A 22,575-nucleotide genomic window follows, 5' to 3' on the forward strand; every position below is an offset into this window, starting at 1 on the left:
ATCATGTGTGAGCAGGCGGCCGCAGAGAGCTGCTGCTTTTTTGTACATATCAGTATTCTGGAAATACATGAAAAGAGGACAATGAGAAATGAAAAGAAAAACAATGTTAGCTCTGATGCTCGCAGTTTCCATGACATGCTCTATGGGTGCGGCTACAACAGCAATGGCAGCAGAGGATTCTGCTACAGAAGAGAACGCTGAGGCAGCTGATACCACAGAGGCTTCTGATGCAGATCAGGAAGCAGCAGATAATGTAGCAGCTCTGATCGACAAGATCTATGTACAGGAAAGAAACGACACAACAGATGAGGACTGCAAGGCAGCCAAAGAAGCATGGGATGCTTTGACAGATGCTCAGAAAGAGCTGGTAGAGGGTGAGAATGCAGATCCGGATTATTTCGGACGTGACACAGGAGATGCTTCCAAGGACGATCCGCGTAACCAGGATGAGATCGGTGAGAATGAACTTCTTGTTGTAAGCTTTGGTACTTCCTTCAATGACAGCCGTGCAGAGGATGTCAAGGGAATCGAGGATGCTCTTGCAGAAGCTTATCCGGACTGGTCTGTAAGAAGAGCATTTACAGCACAGATCATCATCAACCATGTAGAGGCAAGAGATGATGAAGTGATCGATAACATGCAGCAGGCTCTTGACCGTGCAGTAGAGAATGGTGTTAAGAATCTGGTTGTACAGCCTACCCATCTGATGCATGGTGCTGAGTACGATGAGATGACAGAAGCGATCAATGGCTATAAAGATAAATTCGAGTCTGTAGCTATCGCAGAGCCAATGCTCGGTGAGGTTGGAGACGATGCAACTGTGATCAATGATGACAAGAAAGCCGTTGCTCAGGCAATCACAGATACGGCTTGCAAAGAGGCCGGATTTGACAGCATGGATGCAGCAGCTGAGGCTGGCACAGCATTCGTATTCATGGGACATGGAACATCTCATACAGCTAACGTTACATACGATCAGATGCAGACACAGATGGAAAACCTTGGATTGAAGAACGCATTCATCGGTACTGTAGAGGGTAAGCCGGAAGATACAGCCTGCGACAAGGTTATCGAGAAGGTAAAAGAAGCAGGATACAAGAACGTTGTTCTTCGTCCGCTGATGGTTGTTGCCGGAGACCATGCAAATAACGATATGGCCGGTGATGAGGAGGATTCCTGGAAGAGCCAGTTTGTAGCATCCGGAAACTTCGATAAGGTTGACTGCCAGATCGAGGGTCTTGGAAGAATCGAAGCAGTTGAGAAGCTTTATGTAGAGCATACAAAGGCAGCCATCGATTCTCTGGGAAGCACTGAGGAGTCCGCAGATTCTGATGCAGCAGCAGATACAGAGGCTGATTCTGCTGAGGAGTCCGCAGAATAATAAATATAAAAATATCTGAGTGAGTTCAGATACCTATAAGAAATCAATGTAACTGCCCGGAAAGATCAGGAAGACTGTTTTCCGGGCAGATTGCTGTATCTATGGAAGGGAGAAGATTATCATGAAAAAACGCTATGTAAACTTAATTCTTGCAATGGCAAGTGCATCAGTCCTGGTGCTGGGCTCTGTGCCTGCGATGGCAAAAACAGATGAAACAAAAACAGAGTCCGGTGAGGAAGCAGAAGCTTCCGAAGAAAAGGATACAGATGCAGCCAAAGCAGATACCCTGGAAGATGGCGTTTATACAGCAGAGTTTGATACAGACAGCAGCATGTTTCATGTAAATGAGGCCAATGACAAAAAAGGAGAGCTCACGGTCAAAGATGGTAAAATGACCATCCACGTAAGTCTGGTTTCCAAGAAGATCGTTAACCTGTTTGCGGGAACTGCCGAGGATGCCCAGAAGGACGGAGCAGAGATCATTGAGCCGACCACAGATACAGTGAAGTACAGCGATGGTTATACAGAGGAGGTTTACGGATTTGATATCCCGGTACCGGCCATTGGTGAGGAATTTAACGTGGCGATCCTGGGAGAAAAAGGCAAATGGTACGACCATAAAGTCAGCGTAAAGAATCCTGTAAAAACCTCTGACGACAAAAAATCCGAAGGGAAAAAACCGGAAGAGCTGAAGCTGGAGGACGGAACCTATGAGACGGATGTAACCCTTACAGGCGGAACAGGAAGAGCATCTGTAGAATCTCCAGCTAAAGTAGAGATCAAGGGCAAAGAAGCTACGGCAACCATCATCTGGAGCAGTCCGAATTATGATTACATGATCGTGGACGGCGAAAAATATGAGCCGGTGAACAAAGACGGAAACTCCACATTTGAGATCCCGGTCACAGTCTTTGACGCAGAAATGGAAGTGACTGCAGATACTGTAGCCATGAGTACTCCTCACGAGATTGAGTATACCCTGAATTTTGATTCTTCAAGCATGAAAAAGGAAGAAAAATGAAAAAAATAATTTCATACATATTTCTGACGCTGACCCTGATCCTGGGGTGTGCTTTTGCAGTGCAGGCAGCAGAGACAGAACATAAGCCTGCGGATATTCCAGGCCTTACCTTTGACCACAGTATGGATCTTTCCTACGCAAAGGAATTTAATGTGGATTACTACAACGATGGCTATGCGCTGCTCACCATTGATCAGGAAGGACAGTTTCTTGTAGTTCCCGAAGGCAAGAAAGCACCGGAGGGGCTGGATCCTGACATTGCGGTTCTGCAGCAGCCCATAAACAATATCTATCTGGTAGCAACCTCGGCCATGGATCTTTTCCGCGCTATCGACGGGATTGACAGCATCAAGCTTTCCGGAACCAAGGAAGACGGATGGTATATCCAGGAAGCAAAGGACGCCATGGAACAGAAAAAGATGATCTATGCCGGCAAGTACAATGCTCCGGATTACGAGCTGATCCTGAACGAGGGCTGTGACCTTGCCATTGAATCCACCATGATCCATCACAATCCGGAGGTACAGGAGAAACTGGAGCAGTTCGGGATCCCTGTAATGGTAGAGCGTTCCAGCTATGAGAGTCATCCTCTTGGAAGGACCGAGTGGATGAAGCTTTACGCAGTTCTTCTGGGAAAAGAAGATGTAGCAGAAAAGGTTTTCAAAGAGCAGACGGACAAGCTGGATAAGGTTCTCACAGCAGATAAAACAGACAAGACCGTAGCGTTCTTTTATATCAACTCCGTAGGTGCGGTAAATATAAGAAAAAGCGGCGACTATGTTTCAGAAATGATCTCTCTTGCAGGGGGAAATTATGTTCCGGAGGATACGGGAGTAAATGACAATGCTCTTTCCACCATGAATATGCAGATGGAGGAGTTTTATGCCAAGGCGAAGGATGCAGACTATATCATCTACAACAGTACGATCGACGGGGAACTTAAGACCATTGATGAGCTTCTTTCCAAAAGTAAGCTTCTTGCAGATTTCAAGGCAGTGAAGAACGGAAATGTCTGGTGCACAGGTAAAAATCTCTTCCAGGAAACTACCGGACTTGGAACCATGATCGAGGATATCCACACCATGCTGACTACAGATGATGATTCTCTGGATGAGCTGACCTATATGCATAAACTGAAATAAATTCCAGTGTTCGCTTTAACTCCTTTGCCAGTTTCCACCTGTGAGCAGGAAACGAAAGGACAGGATAACAAAACAGAAGAGGAGTGTACCAGAAAAAATGAATGACAGAAAACGCGCAGTCCGATACGGGATCTCTTTTGTGATCCTTGCGGTACTTTTAATCTTTTTATTTATATGGAATGTAAATTCCGGAAGTATCCACCTCTCTGTGAAGGAGATCCTGAATATCATATTCCGGCATCAGGGAGATGAAACTTCTTATAATATCGTCTGGGAGATCCGTCTTCCCAGGATACTGGCAGTTATCATCCTTGGCGGAGCACTTTCTGTTTCCGGATTTTTGCTGCAGACCTTTTTTAACAACCCTATCGCGGGACCCTTTGTATTGGGAATCTCTTCCGGTGCCAAGCTGATCGTGGCGCTTCTGATGATCTTTTTTTTAAGCAGATCGGTGTCCATCGGTTCCGGTGCCATGATCCTGGCTGCTTTTGCAGGCTCAATGATCTCCATGGGCTTTGTGCTCCTTGTGGCAAAAAAAGTCCACAACATGTCCATGCTGGTCATCAGTGGTGTTATGATCGGCTATATCTGTTCGGCCATCACAGACTTTGTGGTGACCTTTGCAGATGATTCCAACATAGTCAATCTTCACAATTGGTCACTGGGTAGCTTTTCCGGTATGACCTGGGGGAATGTGCAGACTATGGCTGCTGTGGTACTTCTTACCATGGTGATCGTATTTTTTATGTCAAAACCGATCAGCGCCTATCAGCTGGGGGAGACTTACGCGCAGAATATGGGAGTTAATATCAAGGCTTTCCGGATACTTCTGATCCTGCTTTCCAGTATTCTTTCTGCCTGTGTGACTGCTTTTGCAGGGCCGATCTCCTTCGTGGGGATCGCTGTGCCTCATATTGCAAAAAGTCTCCTGAAGACTGCCAAACCGCTGCTTGTGATCCCGGCCTGTTTTCTGGGCGGTGCAGTGTTCTGCCTGTTCTGTGACCTGATCGCAAGAACTGTATTTGCACCGACGGAGCTGAGCATCAGTTCTGTGACAGCAGTTTTCGGAGCACCGGTAGTTATCTATATCATGATTCGCAGACAGCAGAGGATATAAACGATGAAATCATATTTTTTTTATACAGATCAGCTGACCGTAGGCTATGATGGAAAACCGCTGATCAAAGAAATCAATATTCAGCTGAATAAAGGAGAAATCCTGACACTGATCGGTCCCAACGGTGCCGGAAAATCTACTATTTTGAAGAGTATCACAAGACAGCTTTCCCTGATCAGCGGAACGGTATATCTGGAACAGGAACAGATGAGCCGGATGACCAACAGGGAAGTGTCAAAAAAACTGGCTGTAGTACTTACCGAGCGCATGCGACCGGAGCTTATGACCTGTGAGGATGTGGTATCCACCGGACGATATCCCTATACCGGAACTCTCGGGATCCTTTCCGCAGAGGACAAGGAAAAAGTTAAAAGTGCCATGGAGATGGTTCACGCCTGGGATCTGAAGGACCGGGATTTTACAGCTATCAGTGACGGACAGAGACAGCGTATCCTTCTGGCACGCGCCATCTGCCAGGAACCGGAGATCATTATCCTGGATGAACCGACCTCCTTCCTGGATATCCGGCATAAGCTGGAGCTTCTTGCCATTTTGAAGAAGATGGTATTGGAAAAACAGATGACGGTGATCATGTCCCTTCACGAGCTGGATCTTGCCCAGAAGATTTCTGACCAGGTGATCTGTGTTCATGGAGATCACATTGAGAAATATGGTGCACCGGAGGAAATCTTTACTTCCGATTATATTCGGAAGCTTTATGGCATCACCCGTGGAAGCTATAATGCAGAATTCGGCTGCGTGGAAATGGAACCTCCGGCCGGAAAACCGGAGGTGTTTGTGATCGGAGGAAATGGAAGTGGGATTCCGGTATATCGGAAGCTGCAGCGACAGGGGATTCCTTTTGTGACCGGAGTTCTCCATACCAATGATGCAGATTATCAGGTGGCAAAAGAACTGGCTGCAAAAGTGATCACGGAGAAGCCTTTTGAATGCATTTCGGAGTCTGCCTTTGAAGAAGCACTGGAGTTCATGGGAAAATGTGAAAAAGTGTACTGTCCGCTGAAGGATTTTGGTATCATGAATGAAAAAAACCGGGAATTGTTGAAAAAAGCAAAAGAAACCGGAAAATTAAACCAGATCAGATAAGTTCTCTGGGAAAATGAGAAAAACAATAAAATGCTGTCAGAAATGAGTGATATAATGTTACTGTTCACTGGTAATATTCCGCGAGGTGTTTTTTGTGAGCGAAGGTCACAGAAAACCCGAGACATACCGCGCGGATTTATGCGATTAGCATAAATCCTGTGCATCGCGAAGCGTGTTGCTGAGAACGGAGTGAACAGTAACGATATAATTTCCGGCAGCGTTTTTTATATAATATAAATTACAAATATTTCAGCAGCTGTGTTATAATGTGACAAGAACGACAGATCGTGAAGCGCTCGCATTCGTGGAGATGTAAGTAACGAAGAGGAATGTCCGCTTTACACCGCAAAAGTTAAGCAGATACAATCGATCCGAAAAAATATATGGAGGGAAGATCAATGAAAAAAAGAAACATGATCGCAGCTCTGCTCTGCAGTGCATGCCTTGTGGCAGGAAGTGTAAATCCCGTATTTGCAGATGCATCGAAGGTAGTAACACTTGGAGCAGATCTTACGGATGCTCAGAAGCAGACAATGATGAAATATTTTAATGTAAGTTCCGATCAGGTGCAGGTGATGACCATTACAAATGAGGATGAGCATAAACACCTGGATAATATCGCACCACAGTCCCAGATCGGTTCCAGAACTTTGAGCTGTGCCTATGTGAAGCCTACACAGTCCGGCGGGATCAAGGTCCGCACAGCAAATCTGAACTGGGTGACAGGTAATATGATCGCAACGACACTTTCCACATCCGGTGTGAAGAACTGTGAAGTAGTTGCTGCCTGCCCGATGGAAGTATCCGGAACAGGCGCACTTACCGGCATCCAGATGGCATATGAGAAGGCCAGTGGAGAGAAGCTGGATGAGACCAAGACGAAGCTTGCCAACCAGGAGATCGTAACCACCGGTGAGCTTGCAGATAAGGTTGGTAAAAATGAGGCGACAACAGTTGTAAACCAGTCCAAGATGGATGTGATCCAGAACGGAGTACAGAATGCAGATGAGATCCAGAATATTGTCATCAATGTGGCTGAGCAGAACAATATTTCCGTAAGCCAGGACGATATTGACAGGATCGTGTCTCTTCTGAAGCAGATCTCACAGCAGGATTACAATTATGATGATGTGAAGGAAACACTGGAGCAGGTAGATGCCAATACCACAGGCCAGACCTCTTCCTCTGATGATACGCTGGATGGCGAGAGCAGTGATGAAACCGTAGATGTGGATGCAGATTCTTCTGATGATATCGTCAACAATGTAAATGACAGCATTCTTGGTGACGATGTGATCCAGAGCTCCACAGAGGATCCGGGTCTTGAGGAAGAAACAGGAGCAGATTCTCAGGATACAAGCAATGAGACCGGAATCCCGGATGCTACCGACGACGGAACCTATAGCAATGAGGAAAGCTCGGACGAAAGCAGTACAGATGAAAGTGCATCCGACGAGAGCAGTACAGACGAAAGTGCATCTGACGAGAACAGCACAGAGGATAGTGCATCTGACGAGAGCAGCACAGATGAAAGCACTTCTGACGAGGCTGCATCCGATGAGACCGGAATCCCGGAGGCAACAGAAGATACAGAATCTTCAGAAAGTACAGACGGCTCAGACCAGGCAGACAGTGCAGAAAACGATACTTCCGTGCTCAGCGAAGAAGCAAAGAACAATTATGACAAATTTGTCCTCTTTGTAAAAGGCGAGTATGAGGGAGATGCAGATTCCCTTCTCGCTGCAACGGAGGATACAGAGGCAGTGGCAACGGTAACACTGGATGAGCAGACAGCGAAGAGTGTGGCAGAAACTGTTGAGAAGGATTATTATGATATCCTGAAGGATGGTACAGAATCCTATGAGGCAGATGGTACAGAAAAATATCAGAGTACAGAGCTGAATATGATGGATCAGAAGCTGAAGAAGCTGTTCGGTATTGACAGTTCCCAGGAGGACACAGAGGCCACAGACGTGACAGCAGCTATTCTTGCAGATGTTCCCCAGGAAGATAAGCAGACACTTTATAAAGAAACCATGAAATATCTGGCAGGTCTTTACGGCGAGAACACGGACTCTTCTGAGGAATCCGCAGCAGAATAAAAGATTTACAGAAAAAGAGATAAAAAATACCGCAGCAGAGAAAACAACCTCTGCTGCGGTATTTTTTGTCGTGCCGGAAAGATATCATGAAAATTTTGTGATTTACGACAAGGATTTGTGTAAGCACTGGAAAAATGGATTTTTCTGTGATAAAATTGACCGTAAATCGGTTTTGTGGACTCATACATCGCAAACCGTGATAGGGAAACGAGAAAGGGAAAAGGTAGAATTTATGAGCCTGGCAGTAGTAACATTAAAAAAAGGCGAAGGCAGATTCCTGAAATCAGGAGGCCTCTGGGTATATGACAATGAGATCGCAAGCATCATGGGAAGCTTTGTGAACGGAGATATCGTTCTGGTCCGGGACTTTGACGGATATCCAATGGGAAGAGGATTTATCAACACCAATTCCAAGATCACAGTCCGTATGCTTACCAGAGATGAGCGTACAGAGATCAGTCCGGAATTTTTGAAACAACGTGTCCGCGACGCATGGGAGTATCGTAAGAAGGTAGTAGATACCGGAAGCTGCCGTGTGATCTTCGGAGAAGCAGACTTTCTTCCGGGGCTTGTTGTGGATAAGTTTTCAGATGTGCTTGTTGTACAGTCTCTTGCACTGGGAATCGACCGTCTTAAAGAAACGATCCTAGATGCACTGAAGGAAGTCCTTGCTGAGGATGGGATCCGGATCCGTGGAGTCTATGAGCGGAGTGATGCAAAGGTACGCCGCCAGGAAGGAATGGAACTTACCAAGGGATTTATCGGAGAAGAATTTCCGACACTTGTTCAGATTGAAGAGAACGGTGTGAAATATGAAGTAGATATCAGGGACGGGCAGAAGACCGGATTTTTCCTGGATCAGAAATATAACCGTCTTGCTATCCAGAAGCTCTGCAAGGGGGCGAAGGTTCTGGACTGCTTTACACATACCGGCTCTTTTGCCCTGAATGCGGGAATTGCAGGGGCACAGAGTGTTCTCGGTGTGGATGCGTCGGAAACTGCAGTCCTGCAGGCAAGAAGAAACGCCAGTCTGAACGGCCTGGACGGAACAGTGAAATTCCTCTGTGAGGATGTTTTTGAGCTTCTTCCCGAGCTTGAGGAGAAGGGAGAGAAATTTGATGTTGTGGTACTGGATCCTCCGGCATTTACGAAATCCAGAAGCTCTGTAAAAAATGCCATCAAGGGATACCGTGAGATCAATCTCCGTGCAATGCGTCTTGTAAAGGACGGCGGATTTCTTGCAACCTGTTCCTGCTCTCATTTTATGACGTATGAGCTGTTTACACAGACCATCGGTCAGGCAGCGAAGAATGTCCATAAGAGACTGCGCCAGGTAGAGTACCGTACACAGGCACCGGATCATCCGATCCTCTGGTCAGCAGATGAGTCCTATTATCTGAAATTCTACATTTTCCAGGTATGCAATGACCGTTAGGAACTGCCATCCGGATTTTTTTACGGAAATTTTTGGGCAGTGCCGTCTGGCAGTGAAAAGGAGATGCAGATCATATGAGAGACAAATTCAATAAATTTATGCAGGGACGTTATGGAGTGGATGATCTTTCCAGGTTCACCATGGGAGTCGCACTGGTTCTGATCATTCTGGCAATGTTTGCTAATATATTCAGCAGAACTGTCGGCAGCACCCTTGACATTCTCGGGGTCGCAGCGATCGTATATGCATATATACGTATTTTTTCCAGAAATATCCAGCAGCGTTATGCCGAAAATCAGAAATTCCTTCAGATGACGTCAAAGTTCCGTTTTCGCTTTAATAAAGAAAAGGATCTGATGAAGCAGAGAAAGACCCATCACATCTACAGCTGTCCGGGCTGCGGACAGAAGATACGTATTCCAAAGGGAAAGGGCAAGATCGAGATCGAATGTCCGAAATGCCACACAAAATTCGTAAAAAGGAGCTGACATGTTCGGATATGTGACCGTTAATAAACCGGAAATAAAATTCAAGGATTTTGATGTGTACCGTTCTTTTTACTGCGGTCTTTGCAGAGAATTGCGGGAGAGATACGGGATACCGGGACAGATCTCACTGACTTATGATATGACATTTGTGGTCCTTCTTTTAAGCGCTCTTTATGAACCGCCAACGAAGAAGGGAACCTCCAGGTGTGTGGTCCATCCGCTGAAGCCCCAGCCGGTGCGCAAAAATACAGTAACTGAGTACTGTGCGGATATGAATGTGATCCTTACCTATTACAAATGTATGGATGACTGGCAGGATGAACACAAACCACTGCGCTATGCATATGCAGGAATTCTGAAGAATTGCGGAAATATGCATATGTCCGCTTATCCGGAGAAGATCCAAAGGATCCGAAACGCACTAGAGGAGCTTTCTTCCCTGGAAAAACAGGGGGAAACCGATGTGGACCGTGTAGCCGGGTGTTCCGGACGTATCATGGAAGAGATTCTGGCCTTCCGTAAGGATGTCTGGGAATCGTCCCTGCGCCGTCTGGGATTTTATCTCGGAAAATTTATCTACATCCTGGATGCTTATGACGATGTGGAAAAAGATGCAGAAAACGGAAATTACAATCCTTTCCTTGAAAAATATAAGATAGAAGGGTTCGAGGAAGAGGTACGTCGGCTTCTTATGATGATGCTTGCAGAATGCTGCAGAGAATTTGAAAAGCTGCCGATCCTCCGATACGGAGATATCCTTCGAAATATTTTATATTCCGGCGTCTGGTGCCGCTTTGCGGCGATCGGACAGAAGCGCAGGGAAGAACGGGAGAAAGAGAAAAAATGTTAGATCCATACAGCGTGCTGGGAGTTCCCAGAAACGCATCTGATGATGAAATAAAAAAGGCATACCGGAAGCTGAGCCGAAAGTATCACCCGGATGCCAATATCAATAATCCGAATAAGGATCAGGCCGAAGAAAAATTCAAAGAAGTGCAGCAGGCTTACGAGCAGATCATGAAAGAGCGTGAGTACGGAAGTAGTTCCCAGAATGGCTATGGCGGCTACGGAAATTACGGTGGTTTTGGAAATTACGGAAATGCCGGTTCCAGTGCCTATCAGGATGAGGAAAGTATGCGCAGAAGGGCGGCCGCCAATTATGTGCAGAGCGGTCATTTTCAGGAAGCTATGAATGTACTGGATTCTCTTGGTCAGAAAAATGGGGAATGGTATTACCTGGCTGCTATGGCAAATATGGGAATGGGAAATAATGTAACAGCTCTGGATCAGATCCGTGAAGCAGTCCGTCAGGAACCGGATAATATGCAGTACCGTATGCTGCTCCAGAGAATGGAAGGCGGTGGCGGCTGGTATCAGCAGCGGCAGGATCCCTTTGGGGGAATGCCGACTGCAGAAGGGGATATGTGTGATGCCTGCTGCAGGACCATGGCCTGTTTCATGTGCTGGCCGGGCGGCTTTTTCTGCTGCTGATGCAGGAACAAAGCGGTCATCGATATCCCGGAATTGAGAATCGGAATATCCTGAGGCAGCATATCCATATGTTTGTAAGGCGGATCCTGCAGATCCGTTTTGCGATATAGATCGCAGAGGGATTTTTCTGACAGAAATTCACAATGCTGTCCGGAAAATGTCATACTGCAGAGAAAAAGAGGAGGAAATCGTTATGAGTATAAGAATTGGTATTTTAGGTTACGGAAACCTGGGACGCGGCGTGGAGTGCGCCATCAAGCATAATCCGGATACAGAGCTGGTTGCAGTATTTACCAGACGTGATCCAGAGACTGTAAAGATCCTTACAGAGACCGCAAAGGTTTATTCTGTAAAAGATGCGGAGAAGCTGAAGGATGAGATCGATGTCCTGATCATCTGTGGAGGAAGTGCGACAGATCTTCCTGTTCAGACACCGGAGTATGTAAAATATTTCAATGTTGTGGACAGCTTTGATACACATAAGAAAATCCCGGAGCATTTTGCAAATGTTGACAAGGCAGCAGCAGAGAGTGGACATGTAGGAATCATTTCCGTAGGCTGGGATCCAGGAATGTTTTCTCTGAACCGTATGTATGCAAATGCGATCCTTACAAATGGAAACGACTACACATTCTGGGGCAAGGGTGTCAGCCAGGGACATTCTGATGCAGTCCGCCGCATCAAAGGCGTAAAGGATGCAAAGCAGTACACCATTCCGGTAGAAGCTGCACTTGAGGCAGTAAGAAACGGAGAAAATCCGGAGCTTACCACACGCCAGAAACATACAAGAGAGTGCTTCGTAGTTGCTGAGGAAGGTGCTGATCTTGCACGCATCGAGGAAGAGATCAAGACCATGCCGAACTACTTTGACGAGTATGATACAACGGTACATTTCATTTCCCAGGAAGAGCTGGACCGTGACCACAGCGGTATCCCGCACGGCGGTTTTGTGATCCGCAGCGGAAAAACAGGCTGGAACAATGAGAACAGCCATGTGATCGAGTACAGCCTGAAGTTGGATTCCAATCCTGAGTTTACATCTTCTGTGATCGTTGCCTATGCAAGAGCTGCATACCGCATGAACCAGGAAGGACAGAAGGGCTGCAAGACTGTATTTGATGTTGCACCTGCATATTTAAGTGCCCTTGACGGAGCAGAGCTTCGCAAAAAATTCCTGTAAGGATCTGTAACAGATCTGTAACAGACAGGAGCAAAACTGCATAAAAGATCATATCCCCGGAGCATCAGTGAATATTTCTGATGTTTCGGGGCTTTTTTCTGCATAAAATCAACATTGGTAATACCTGGATGATGATTTTTCTGAAAGAAAAGGAAAGAGTTGACGGACCGTAAAGAATGTTATATAATATGGACGTAAAATTGTAACAAAATTGTAACGTTTACGATCAGTCGGACTTAAGAAATAGTAAATATCAATGATCTATCTATCAAAGGAAGGTATGTATGCGAAAATTAAGCAGAAAATGGAAACTCTGGGGACTTTTTTTTGTTCTGATGTTCTTTGCAGCCGGAGCAACTGTACATACAACGGCAACAGATGTACAGGCTGCGACCAAAAACGGCTTTAAAACAGAAAAAGGAAAGTCCTATTATTATCAGAATGGACAGAAGGTAAAAGGCTGGCTTACACTGAACGGGAAGAAATATTTTTTTAATAAATCCACAGGCGTGCAGATGAAGCGTTGGGCTAAGGATTCCAAGGGCAAACGATATTTTTATAATGTCAACGGTGCCAAGGGCTATATGGCAACAGGCTGGCTTACAGACAGTAAGAACAATACCCGCTATTTTAATCCCACCAGCGGATATATGACAACGAAATGGGCCACGATCAGTAATAAGAAATATTATTTTTACAGAGGCAGTGGTGCTGCAGCCAGAAGTGTATTCCTTACAGACAAGAAGAATGTGACCAGATATTTTACCAGCAAATGCTTTATGGCAAAGGGCTGGGCAACGAATAAGAAACAGCAGAAGCGTTATTTTGATCCAAACACGGGAGCTATGTATAAGGGCTTCAAGAAGATCGGCAGCGATACCTATTATTTTTACAGCAAGAGCGGCGTGATGGCTACCGGTTGGGTCACAAATTCCAAAAAAGGATATAAATATTATTTCGATCCGTCAACCGGTGTCATGGCTACGGGAACGAAGACGATCGATGGCAAGAAGTATACATTTGGCAGCAATGGTGTCTTGGATACCAACCCAAGCACTACTACAGCGACAAGCTCCAGGACTATCAAGAATTTCCTTGCCAATGCATTACTTCCGGTAGGAAAGACTCTTTACGTATGGGGCGGCGGCCACAACTGGTCGGATGCGACCAGAAAGGGCATCAGTCCAAAATGGAAACAGTGGTATGACAGCAATTCCAGCTCCTATAATTACAGATATTATATGGATCTCAGTGAAGCTACAGAACAGAAGGGCCTTGACTGCTCCGGCTTTGTAGGATGGTCTGTATATCAGATCATGCAGAGCAGATCCGGTGGACCTATGTACACGGATGTTTCCGGAAATCTTGGATCTTTGTATTCCGGCAAGGGAATGGGTACCGTTGTTTCCCAGGCTCAGCTGGCAAGCTCAAACTGGAAGCTTTATCCTGGGGATATCGGATACAACAGCGGACATACCTGGATCGTTCTCGGACAGTGTTCCGATAAGAGTGTCGTGATCCTCCACTGTACACCGAATGCCGGCGTACAGATTTCCGGAACACCGACACCAAGCGGAACTTACGGAAGCCAGGCGATCAAGCTGGCAGAAACTTATATGTCTAGGTATCCTGGAGCCAGCAAATATGACTATCATGAATCCAGTGGTAACTATATCCGAAACGGTGCATACTTCAGATGGAACAGAAGCACTCTTTCCGATCCCAACGGATATCTGAACAAGACAGCCAATCAGATCCTTGCAGATCTGTTCTGATCAGGATGTGCTGAAAGAAATTTGTATGTAACAAATAGCAATAAGAAACGTGAGAGGAGAACCTGAGATAACCCGGGTTCTCCTTTTTTAATGTCAAAATCATTAATAAATGTTACAAAGTTTTAAACTAATTAATAGAAAATCCTTGCAATCCAAATAACACTGTGTTAATATATAAAAAGATTGAAACAAGATATTGCAAAAGTATTACAAAGAAAACCAACGAAGCGGATGGTCAGATCCGCTGTATTAAATTAGAATCAGATTGCGAGGGTGAACAGTCATGAAGAAAAGGATATTATGTCTGACACTGGCGCTCATCATCAGCGGAGCACAGGTAGTCAGCGTAAGCGCAACAAGAGAAGATGAGGCAGCGCTTCAGCAGGAGATGGATGCGACCAACGAACAGCTGAATGCGACTTATTCCAGATTGGATGAGCTTTCCTCACAGAAGTCACAGATTGAAGGCGAGATTTCAACTCTTGATGCCAATCTTGTAAACGTGATGGTTTCGATCCAGACACTGGAGGGAGATATCTCCAATAAGGAAGCCGACATTGCATCTACACAGACCAACCTTGAGAAGGCCAAAAATGCCAAGCAGAAACAGTATGAGGCAATGAAGAAACGTATCCAGTATCTCTATGAGAAGGGTGGAGACGATGCATGGTTCCAGATGATGCTGAATGCAGAGAACCTGTCTGACCTTCTTACAAGAGCAGAGTACACACAGAAAACTTATGAGCAGGACCGTAAGAGTCTTGAAAAATATTCCAATACGATCCAGCAGGTGGCAAACCTGGAGGCACAGTACACACAGGAGAAGTCAGAACTGGAGGGAATGAAGCAGGAATATGAGGCAGAGTCCCAGAACCTGCAGGCACAGCTGGATGAGAAGCGTGCCACATCCGCAGATTATGATAATGAGATTGCCTACGCACAGCAGCAGGCTACAGATTATGCCAACCTTCTTGCAGAGCAGACTGCAGAGCTTCAGAGATTAGAGGCTGAGCGTATTGCAGCAGAGGAAGAGGCAAGACGTCAGGCCGAGGCTGAAGCAGCAGCGAGAGCGCAGGCTGAGGCAGAAGAGGAAGCAAGACGCCAGGCAGAGCAGGAAGCACAGCAGGATGAGGCGGACGAGAGCGAAGACGGACAGTACGATGAGGACGGCGACGTGATCGAGAATGCAGATGAGGATACTGCTGAAGATGACACCGAGGCTGTGGATGAAGATGCAGACAATGGTGAGAATGATGATGCGTCCGAGGATACTGAGAATACAGAGGATAATGCAGACGCAGATTACGATAACAGCACAGACGCATCTGAAGAAAGTGCAGAGGACACATCTAATGCAGAGGATACATCTTCAGACAGTGACAGTTCTTCTTACAGTAGCGGTTCAGGATCTTCTGTTGTGAATTATGCTACACAGTTTGTGGGAAATCCTTACGTATGGGGCGGAACAAGCCTTACCAATGGTGCAGACTGCTCCGGATTTGTACAGAGTGTCTATGCGAACTTCGGAGTCAGCCTTCCGAGAACCTCCTATGAGCAGCAGAATGCAGGTACAGAAGTATCCTACGCAGATGCACAGCCGGGAGATCTGATCTGCTATGGCGGACACGTGGCTATTTACATGGGTAATGGCCAGATCGTTCATGCATCGAACTCTCAGGACGGGATCAAGATCAGCAATGATGCTACATACAGAACAATTGTATCTGTAAGACGTCTTGTATAATAAAAACGTACAACAGAAAATAAAAATACAGCAGCCCGACAGCAGTTTGTCGGGCTGTTTTTAACGTCGGAAAAAATACTGAAAAACCCATGGAACGGAGTGAACAGCAACAAAATATGCTCAAAAATGTATAAATATTGAAAACAGTATTGACATATAATTAACAGGATGTTATTATAATGTCAGTATAATTCCATATTGAACATAGCAAGTGCTGAGGATAGCTGACAGTTATATATTGATTATCAGAAGTCCACAGAAAAGGGAATCAGGTGTGAAACCTGAGCGATCCGGTCACTGTAACGGAGGAGCGAATTTCATAGTCCATTGTACGTATGTATGAGAAGGAGAGAGGAGCCATGATCCCGGAGCCAGGAAACCTGCTTGTTATGGCGAGGTTAAACTTCCGTGTAAAGTGTAACAACCATTTCAGGGACTCCGCACCCCTGGGACGTTGTCTACTTTTTTACGAGAGTAGGCATTTTTTTATGGAATGCGCCTGTTCATATGAATTATACATGATTAAATGGCAGGCGATACTACTCCGGATACATTCGTTCCCTCCGCGCACTCATGAACGGATTATATTTCTACCCCGGGGTGGCATCGCTACCTCTTTTTTATAGGAAAAAGTTATGTGTGGTTATGTCAGGAGAGGAGAAAAGAGCCATGGAGAAACCATACTGGGAAGGCAAAGAATACTCTTACTTCAGCCACAAAAACTGTGAGTATTTTCCGTGCCATAAAGGAGCAGATCCGGAGAACTTCAATTGTCTGTTCTGCTATTGTCCTTTATATGCACTGGGAGATAAATGTGGTGGTAATTTCCGCTTTACGGAAAGCGGGATTAAAGACTGCACCGAATGCAAGCTTCCTCACAGAAGAGAAAATTTTGGATATGTTACAGGTAAATATAGCGAGCTTGCGGAAATTGTACGGAAGCAGCGGGAAAAATAAAAAACAGGCCAGTTCAGATACAGGAAAATGTATATTCCTGTGTTTGAACTGGCCTGTTTTGTTTGGAGTGGACAATATCTGTTATCTGTCGGAAAAGATACAGAAGATCATTCTCTGGTTTGGAGAAAAACCTTGAGTCTGGGAATCTGGTTGTTGAGGATCAGCTGTTCCGGAAACATGGCCTGATGAACAAACTCAGCAGCACAGGTAAAATCTCCGATATGCTCCGGGCCATGGCTGTCACTGGAAAGAAGCAGCGGCAGATCATATTTGCGGCAGCATCGAAGGATCTCGAAACAGTTTTCTCTTGTGTCGCCACGATAGCCATAAGGTGCAAGAGAAGCTTCGTTGATCTCAAAGATCGTGCCGGTTTCCCTGGCAGCCCTTGCAAGCGCATCATAATTAACCGGGTAATGAGTGTTATCACTATGTCCGAGGATCTTTACACAGGGGTTTTTCATTACATTGATAAAAGCTTCTGTGTTTTCGGCTCTGGTACCGCAGCGGTAATTCCAGGCATGCATGCTGGCAATGGCGTAATCAAGTTTACATAATGATTCCTGATCTAAATCTACCGTTCCGCTGCGGTCAAGGATATTCAGTTCAATTCCGTAGAGTAATTCTACACCGAAATGTTTTTTGGGAGAATAGGTAAGGCTGCGGAAATAGGAGGAAGTTCCGGCTGCCAGAGTGCCGGGACCGTGATCAGTGATCCCGAGAAGCCGGAGACCTTTCTCGGCAGCTGCGCGTGCCATGTTTGTGATGGTACATTCCGTGCCGTGACCACTGGCGATGGAGTGGGTATGCATATCAGAAAGATACATAAAAATACACCTCTTTTACTGTTTGAGAACATGTGACAGAGCGGAATACGAATGTCCGCTTTGCATAAATTTTTTCTGAAAAACAAATGAATTCCTATATAAATCCAAGTATGGCAGAGCAGAAAAACAAATGAATTCCTATATAAATCCAAGTATGGCAGAGCAGAAAAACAAAGTCAATAGAGAAAAACATAAAAATACAAAAAACAAATAAAATCAACAGGGCGCAACCGATAAAAACCACAAAAACAGCTATAAACACATGTTGGATTTCGTTGACATCGAAGTAGGGGTAAGGTATAATAAAACTACATGAGCACATAGCCGGACAGGAGCGGTTCTGGAAGCGTAGAGGCAGACAGATCACCAGAAACAACCGGTTATGAGAAAGGAGAATCATGGAGAAATTTCATATAGCAGATGTTCCGAAAACAGACAGGATCACACATCTTGTAGATAATCTTTATGCAAAGATGCCGGTGATCGAATCTGCCAGAGCAAAACTGATCACAGAGTCTTACAAAGCAACAGAAGACGAGCCGATCATCACCCGCAGAGCCAAGGCATTTGCCCACATCCTGCACAACATTCCGATCATCATCCGTGATGAGGAGCTGATCGTCGGAAGCAGCACTTTGGCGCCGAGAGGATGTCAGACGTTTCCGGAGTATTCTTTCCAGTGGCTGGAAGATGAGCTGGATACAGTGGCTACCAGAACAGCCGATCCATTTTATATTGCGGAGGAAACCAAGGCGGAGCTCCGTGAGGTACATAAATACTGGAAAGGCAAGACTACCAGTGAGCTTGCAACCTCCTACATGGCACCGGAAGCGATTCTTGCCATTGACCACAATATTTTTACACCCGGAAACTATTTCTACAATGGTGTAGGACACGTAACCGTTAAATATGAAGAAGTTCTGGCGATCGGTTATGAAGGGATCATTGCCAAAGCTCAGAAGGAACTGGATGAGTGTAATGTAGGAGATGGTGATTACGCAAAGAAATCCCGTTTCCTGGAAGCAGTTATCATGAGCTGTCAGGCAGTTATCGACTATGCACATCGCTATGCCGAGCTCGCAGAGCAGATGGCATATCAGTGTCAGGATCCGACCAGAAAACAGGAACTCCTTCAGATCGCATCCAATTGTACACACGTACCGGCGAAGGGCGCCCGTAACTTCTATGAGGCGTGCCAGTCCTTCTGGTTTGTACAGCAGCTGATCCAGATGGAAAGCAGCGGACATTCTATTTCTCCGGGACGTTTTGACCAGTATATGTATCCATATTACAAGAGTGATATGGAGGCAGGCAATCTTACCAGAGAGTTTGCCCAGGAACTGATGGACTGCATATGGGTAAAATTAAACGACCTGAATAAATGCCGTGATGCTGCATCTGCAGAAGGCTTTGCAGGCTACAGCCTTTTCCAGAACCTGATCGCAGGTGGTCAGAACAAGGATGGCGAGGATGTGACCAATGATCTCTCCTTTATGTGCATCCAGGCGTCTATGCATGTGCACCTTCCGGCACCGTCTCTTTCTGTAAGAGTATGGAACGGATCACCACATGAATTCCTGATCAAGGCTGCAGAGCTTACAAGAACAGGAATCGGACTTCCGGCTTATTACAATGATGAGGTTATCATTCCTGCACTGCAGAACCGCGGCCTTTCTCTTGCAGATGCCAGAGAATATAACATCATCGGCTGTGTAGAACCGCAGAAGGCAGGTAAGACAGAGGGCTGGCATGACGCTGCATTCTTTAACATGTGCCGTCCGCTGGAGATGGTTTTCTCTAATGGTATGGACAAAGGGGTACAGATCAGTGTCCAGACCGGCGATGTCACAGAGATGAAGAGCTTCGATGAGTTCTATGATGCATATAAGAAACAGATGGAATATTTCATTTCCCTGCTTGTAAATGCTGATAATGCCATTGATGTGGCACATGCGGAGAGATGTCCGCTTCCATTCCTTTCCTGTATGGTGGATGACTGCCTGAAACGGGGCAAATCCGTTCAGGAAGGCGGAGCTGTTTATAACTTTACAGGTCCTCAGGGATTTGGTATTGCAAACATGGCAGATTCTCTGTATGCGATCCGCAAGCTTGTATATGAAGAAAAGAAGATGACCATGGAAGAGCTGAAGGAGGCTCTGGCATGGAACTATGGCAAGGGTATCGATGCACAGTCTGCAGCAGATATCACCACCATCGTTATGCAGAAGCTTCAGGAGAATGGCATCAGCGTAAATGAGCAGACCGCAACAGCTGTTATGACAGCAACTCTCGGAACAGAGCCATCTCCGGAGAAAAAGGCAAGATTCGAAGAGATCCACAAGATGATCGAGGAGGTTCCGAAGTTTGGAAATGATATCCCGGATGTGGACTACTTTGCAAGGGATGTGGCTTATACTTACACAAGACCGCTTCAGAAATATATGAACCCAAGAGGCGGACATTATCAGGCAGGACTTTATCCTGTATCTGCAAACGTTCCGCTTGGCGGACAGACCGGTGCAACACCGGATGGCCGTTACGCACATACTCCGGTAGCAGATGGCGTTTCCCCGTCGGCCGGCAAGGATGTGAAGGGACCGACAGCTGCGGCAACTTCTGTATCCCGCCTGGATCATTTTATCGTATCCAACGGAACACTGTTTAATCAGAAATTCCATCCGTCAGCACTTGCAGGAAGAGAAGGACTGGAGAAATTCGTAGCACTGATCCGCGGATACTTTGATCAGAAGGGTATGCATATGCAGTTTAACGTTGTTGACAGAGAAACACTTCTGGATGCACAGAAGCATCCGGAGAAGTACAAACATCTGGTTGTACGTGTTGCAGGCTACAGCGCATTGTTCACTACACTTTCCAGATCTCTGCAGGACGATATCATCAGACGTACTGAGCAGGGCTTCTAAAGGAGTAACGAATGGACTATTTGGATACAAAGGGCAGGATCTTTGATGTTCAGAAATATTCAGTACACGATGGACCGGGTATCCGTACCATCGTGTTCCTGAAGGGCTGCGTTCTTCGCTGCCGCTGGTGCTGTAATCCGGAATCACAGGAATACCGGATCCAGAACATGAAGGTTCTGGGAGAAGATAAAGTGATCGGCCGCGACGTGACAGTTCGTGAGATGATCGAAGAGGTGGAAAAAGACCGTGCCTATTATTACCGTTCCGGAGGCGGGATCACCCTTTCCGGAGGGGAATGTATGTGCCAGGCGGACTTTTCCAGAGACCTTCTCCGCGCAGCAAAGGAGAGAGGAATCAACACAGCAGTGGAAAGCATGGCCTGTGCCCCATGGGAAAAGATCGAACAGGTACTTCCCTATCTAGATGTATATCTGATGGATATCAAGCATATGGATCAGGAAAAACATAAAGAATTCACAGGACGGGCCAACGGACTGATGCTGGAGAATGCAAGAAGGGTCGCGCTCTACGGAAAAACCAGATTGGTGATCCGCGTTCCGGTGATCCCCACATTTAATGATTCTGTGGAAGAGATCCAGGCGATCGCAAGATTTGCAGCATCCCTTCCGGGCGTAAACAAGATCCATCTTCTTCCGTACCACAGACTGGGGCAGGATAAATATGAAGGACTTGGCAGACCCTATTTAATGGAAGGAATCCTTCCGCCTACAGCAGAACATATGCAGATGTTAAAGAATGCAGTGCATGCGGTATGCAGCCTGGACTGCCAGATCGGCGGCTGAGAGATACAGGATTACAGAAAAAAGATCCTTTACAAACAGAAAATATAAAAAACAATAAAAACAACACGAAATACAACAAGAAACCAACATAAAACAACGGATTGTCCTTGACTTATTTTGTGGTATGGGGTAAAATGTTCTCAGAAACAAAATAGTGCAATCCAATGCTCAAGGAGGAAATTAAGCATGGTAAACGAGTTTGAAATCAAAAAACAGCTTTGTGACATCGGTAAGAGAATCTACAACCGTAACATGGTTGCAGCTAACGACGGAAACTTTTCTGTTAAGATAGCTGAGAATGAATATCTTTGCACACCAACTGGTGTATCCAAAGGATTCATGACACCAGAGTTCATCTGTAAAGTAGATGGCAAGGGTAATGTGATCCAGGCTAACCCGGGATTCAAACCATCATCTGAGATCAAGATGCATATGAGAGTATATGAGAAGAGACCGGACGTAGGATCTGTTGTACATGCTCATCCGATCTATGCAACATCTTTCGCAATCGCAGGTATTCCGCTTACACAGCCGATCATGCCGGAGGCAGTTATCGCTCTTGGATGCGTTCCGATCGCTGAGTATGGTACACCTTCCACAATGGAGATTCCGGACAACCTTGAGAAATACCTTCCATACTTTGATGCAGTACTTCTTGAGAACCACGGAGCACTTACATGGAGCACAGACCTTAACGCTGCATACATGAAGATGGAGTCTGTAGAGTTCTACGCACAGCTTCTGTATCAGACCAAGCTCCTTGGCGGACCGAAGGAATTCGACAAAGAGAACATCGAGAAACTCTATGCGATCCGTCGTAAATTTGGTATGCCTGGTAAACATCCGGCAAGCCTCTGCCTGAACAAAGACGGCAAGAACTGCCACAACTGCGGTGGTGCATGCCACAGTGAGGACTACAAACAGTTCCCAGGATATCAGTATGATTTCGTTGGAAAAGACTGCGGAACAAGCGCTGCTGATCCTCAGGGTGAGGCTCCGGCTGCTGCAAACAACGATGCAGAACTCGTTGCTCAGATCACAAAACAGGTTATGGCTCAGCTTGGCCTGAAATAATTTTTTGACG

The 22,575-nt window shown here is 46.0% G+C and carries 18 protein-coding genes and 1 riboswitch; of the genes, 17 read left to right on the plus strand and 1 reads right to left on the minus strand.

What is annotated here, in order from left to right; genetic code table 11:
- Positions 1–88 precede the first annotated feature (88 nt).
- The 14 genes from BN3261_RS16705 to BN3261_RS16770 all read left to right on the plus strand — a co-directional run bounded on the left by BN3261_RS16705 (position 89) and on the right by BN3261_RS16770 (position 16,940).
- On the plus strand, positions 89–1,381 hold the full coding sequence (locus BN3261_RS16705) for a sirohydrochlorin cobaltochelatase (protein ID WP_015525974.1): 1,293 nt from the start codon (positions 89–91) through the stop codon (positions 1,379–1,381).
- A 121-nt stretch (positions 1,382–1,502) separates the two neighbouring features.
- Positions 1,503–2,402 (plus strand): hypothetical protein, encoded by a 900-nt coding sequence (locus BN3261_RS16710; RefSeq protein WP_059086804.1) that lies wholly within the window; start codon positions 1,503–1,505, stop codon positions 2,400–2,402.
- On the plus strand, positions 2,399–3,544 hold the full coding sequence (locus BN3261_RS16715) for an ABC transporter substrate-binding protein (protein WP_059086805.1): 1,146 nt from the start codon (positions 2,399–2,401) through the stop codon (positions 3,542–3,544). Before BN3261_RS16710 ends, BN3261_RS16715 begins: the two co-directional genes overlap by 4 nt.
- Positions 3,545–3,641: 97 nt before the next feature.
- Positions 3,642–4,661: a FecCD family ABC transporter permease gene (locus BN3261_RS16720; RefSeq protein WP_044961544.1), complete on the plus strand. Its 1,020-nt coding sequence runs from the start codon at positions 3,642–3,644 to the stop codon at positions 4,659–4,661.
- Between the two features lie 3 nt (positions 4,662–4,664).
- Positions 4,665–5,768: an ABC transporter ATP-binding protein gene (locus BN3261_RS16725; RefSeq protein WP_059086806.1), complete on the plus strand. Its 1,104-nt coding sequence runs from the start codon at positions 4,665–4,667 to the stop codon at positions 5,766–5,768.
- Positions 5,769–6,166: 398 nt separating this feature from the next.
- Positions 6,167–7,870: a DUF1002 domain-containing protein gene (locus BN3261_RS16730; RefSeq protein ID WP_059086807.1), complete on the plus strand. Its 1,704-nt coding sequence runs from the start codon at positions 6,167–6,169 to the stop codon at positions 7,868–7,870.
- A gap of 232 nt (positions 7,871–8,102) precedes the next feature.
- Complete coding sequence (locus BN3261_RS16735) at positions 8,103–9,305, plus strand: class I SAM-dependent rRNA methyltransferase (RefSeq protein ID WP_059086808.1); 1,203 nt, start codon at positions 8,103–8,105, stop codon at positions 9,303–9,305.
- 74 nt (positions 9,306–9,379) lie between these two features.
- Entirely contained in the window at positions 9,380–9,793 is a 414-nt protein-coding gene (locus BN3261_RS16740; protein WP_015525969.1) for a hypothetical protein, read from the plus strand.
- 1 nt (position 9,794) lies between these two features.
- A complete protein-coding gene (locus BN3261_RS16745; protein ID WP_015525968.1) occupies positions 9,795–10,643 on the plus strand; it encodes a DUF5685 family protein in 849 nt (282 codons plus the stop codon).
- Positions 10,637–11,284 (plus strand): J domain-containing protein, encoded by a 648-nt coding sequence (locus BN3261_RS16750; protein WP_015525967.1) that lies wholly within the window; start codon positions 10,637–10,639, stop codon positions 11,282–11,284. The genes BN3261_RS16745 and BN3261_RS16750 overlap by 7 nt, the downstream gene beginning before the upstream one ends.
- A 193-nt stretch (positions 11,285–11,477) precedes the next feature.
- Positions 11,478–12,464 (plus strand): diaminopimelate dehydrogenase, encoded by a 987-nt coding sequence (locus BN3261_RS16755; RefSeq protein WP_015525965.1) that lies wholly within the window; start codon positions 11,478–11,480, stop codon positions 12,462–12,464.
- Between the two features lie 284 nt (positions 12,465–12,748).
- Entirely contained in the window at positions 12,749–14,239 is a 1,491-nt protein-coding gene (locus BN3261_RS16760) for an N-acetylmuramoyl-L-alanine amidase family protein (protein ID WP_227588551.1), read from the plus strand.
- 283 nt (positions 14,240–14,522) lie between these two features.
- Positions 14,523–15,983, plus strand: coding sequence for a C40 family peptidase (locus BN3261_RS16765; protein WP_059086809.1), 1,461 nt, complete (start codon positions 14,523–14,525; stop codon positions 15,981–15,983).
- A gap of 232 nt (positions 15,984–16,215) precedes the next feature.
- Positions 16,216–16,386: riboswitch (cobalamin riboswitch) on the plus strand.
- Positions 16,387–16,652: 266 nt separating this feature from the next.
- The gene (locus tag BN3261_RS16770) at positions 16,653–16,940 is read left to right on the plus strand and encodes a cysteine-rich small domain-containing protein (RefSeq protein WP_173723397.1); all 288 of its coding nucleotides are present in this window, start codon (positions 16,653–16,655) and stop codon (positions 16,938–16,940) included.
- Between the two features lie 107 nt (positions 16,941–17,047).
- On the opposite strand, the gene BN3261_RS16775 is transcribed toward BN3261_RS16770, so the two are convergent.
- On the minus strand, positions 17,048–17,764 hold the full coding sequence (locus tag BN3261_RS16775; RefSeq protein ID WP_015525959.1) for a phosphatase: 717 nt from the start codon (positions 17,762–17,764) through the stop codon (positions 17,048–17,050).
- 398 nt (positions 17,765–18,162) lie between these two features.
- Here BN3261_RS16775 and BN3261_RS16780 point away from each other — a divergent pair, with 398 nt between their 5' ends.
- From BN3261_RS16780 to BN3261_RS16790, 3 genes are all read left to right on the plus strand, one after another.
- A complete protein-coding gene (locus BN3261_RS16780) occupies positions 18,163–20,688 on the plus strand; it encodes a glycyl radical protein (RefSeq protein WP_059086810.1) in 2,526 nt (841 codons plus the stop codon).
- Between the two features lie 11 nt (positions 20,689–20,699).
- Positions 20,700–21,491 (plus strand): glycyl-radical enzyme activating protein, encoded by a 792-nt coding sequence (locus BN3261_RS16785; RefSeq protein WP_059086811.1) that lies wholly within the window; start codon positions 20,700–20,702, stop codon positions 21,489–21,491.
- A gap of 186 nt (positions 21,492–21,677) precedes the next feature.
- Positions 21,678–22,565 (plus strand): class II aldolase/adducin family protein, encoded by an 888-nt coding sequence (locus BN3261_RS16790; RefSeq protein ID WP_059086812.1) that lies wholly within the window; start codon positions 21,678–21,680, stop codon positions 22,563–22,565.
- Positions 22,566–22,575 lie beyond the last annotated feature (10 nt).

This window comes from Blautia massiliensis (ex Durand et al. 2017), assembly GCF_001487165.1.
Taxonomy (GTDB): domain Bacteria; phylum Bacillota; class Clostridia; order Lachnospirales; family Lachnospiraceae; genus Blautia_A; species Blautia_A fusiformis.

Excerpts from the sequence above, each read along its gene's own strand:
- BN3261_RS16785 (WP_059086811.1), top strand. The coding sequence starts at position 20,700 with ATGGACTATTTGGATACAAAGGGCAGGATCTTTGATGTTCAGAAATAT.
- BN3261_RS16765 (WP_059086809.1), top strand. The coding sequence starts at position 14,523 with ATGAAGAAAAGGATATTATGTCTGACACTGGCGCTCATCATCAGCGGA.
- BN3261_RS16730 (WP_059086807.1), top strand. The coding sequence starts at position 6,167 with ATGAAAAAAAGAAACATGATCGCAGCTCTGCTCTGCAGTGCATGCCTT.
- BN3261_RS16720 (WP_044961544.1), top strand. The coding sequence starts at position 3,642 with ATGAATGACAGAAAACGCGCAGTCCGATACGGGATCTCTTTTGTGATC.
- BN3261_RS16750 (WP_015525967.1), top strand. The coding sequence starts at position 10,637 with ATGTTAGATCCATACAGCGTGCTGGGAGTTCCCAGAAACGCATCTGAT.
- BN3261_RS16755 (WP_015525965.1), top strand. The coding sequence starts at position 11,478 with ATGAGTATAAGAATTGGTATTTTAGGTTACGGAAACCTGGGACGCGGC.
- BN3261_RS16780 (WP_059086810.1), top strand. The coding sequence starts at position 18,163 with ATGGAGAAATTTCATATAGCAGATGTTCCGAAAACAGACAGGATCACA.
- BN3261_RS16705 (WP_015525974.1), top strand. The coding sequence starts at position 89 with ATGAAAAGAAAAACAATGTTAGCTCTGATGCTCGCAGTTTCCATGACA.
- BN3261_RS16710 (WP_059086804.1), top strand. The coding sequence starts at position 1,503 with ATGAAAAAACGCTATGTAAACTTAATTCTTGCAATGGCAAGTGCATCA.
- BN3261_RS16790 (WP_059086812.1), top strand. The coding sequence starts at position 21,678 with ATGGTAAACGAGTTTGAAATCAAAAAACAGCTTTGTGACATCGGTAAG.
- BN3261_RS16745 (WP_015525968.1), top strand. The coding sequence starts at position 9,795 with ATGTTCGGATATGTGACCGTTAATAAACCGGAAATAAAATTCAAGGAT.
- BN3261_RS16725 (WP_059086806.1), top strand. The coding sequence starts at position 4,665 with ATGAAATCATATTTTTTTTATACAGATCAGCTGACCGTAGGCTATGAT.
- BN3261_RS16775 (WP_015525959.1), bottom strand. The coding sequence starts at position 17,764 with ATGTATCTTTCTGATATGCATACCCACTCCATCGCCAGTGGTCACGGC.
- BN3261_RS16770 (WP_173723397.1), top strand. The coding sequence starts at position 16,653 with ATGGAGAAACCATACTGGGAAGGCAAAGAATACTCTTACTTCAGCCAC.
- BN3261_RS16760 (WP_227588551.1), top strand. The coding sequence starts at position 12,749 with ATGCGAAAATTAAGCAGAAAATGGAAACTCTGGGGACTTTTTTTTGTT.
- BN3261_RS16740 (WP_015525969.1), top strand. The coding sequence starts at position 9,380 with ATGAGAGACAAATTCAATAAATTTATGCAGGGACGTTATGGAGTGGAT.
- BN3261_RS16715 (WP_059086805.1), top strand. The coding sequence starts at position 2,399 with ATGAAAAAAATAATTTCATACATATTTCTGACGCTGACCCTGATCCTG.
- BN3261_RS16735 (WP_059086808.1), top strand. The coding sequence starts at position 8,103 with ATGAGCCTGGCAGTAGTAACATTAAAAAAAGGCGAAGGCAGATTCCTG.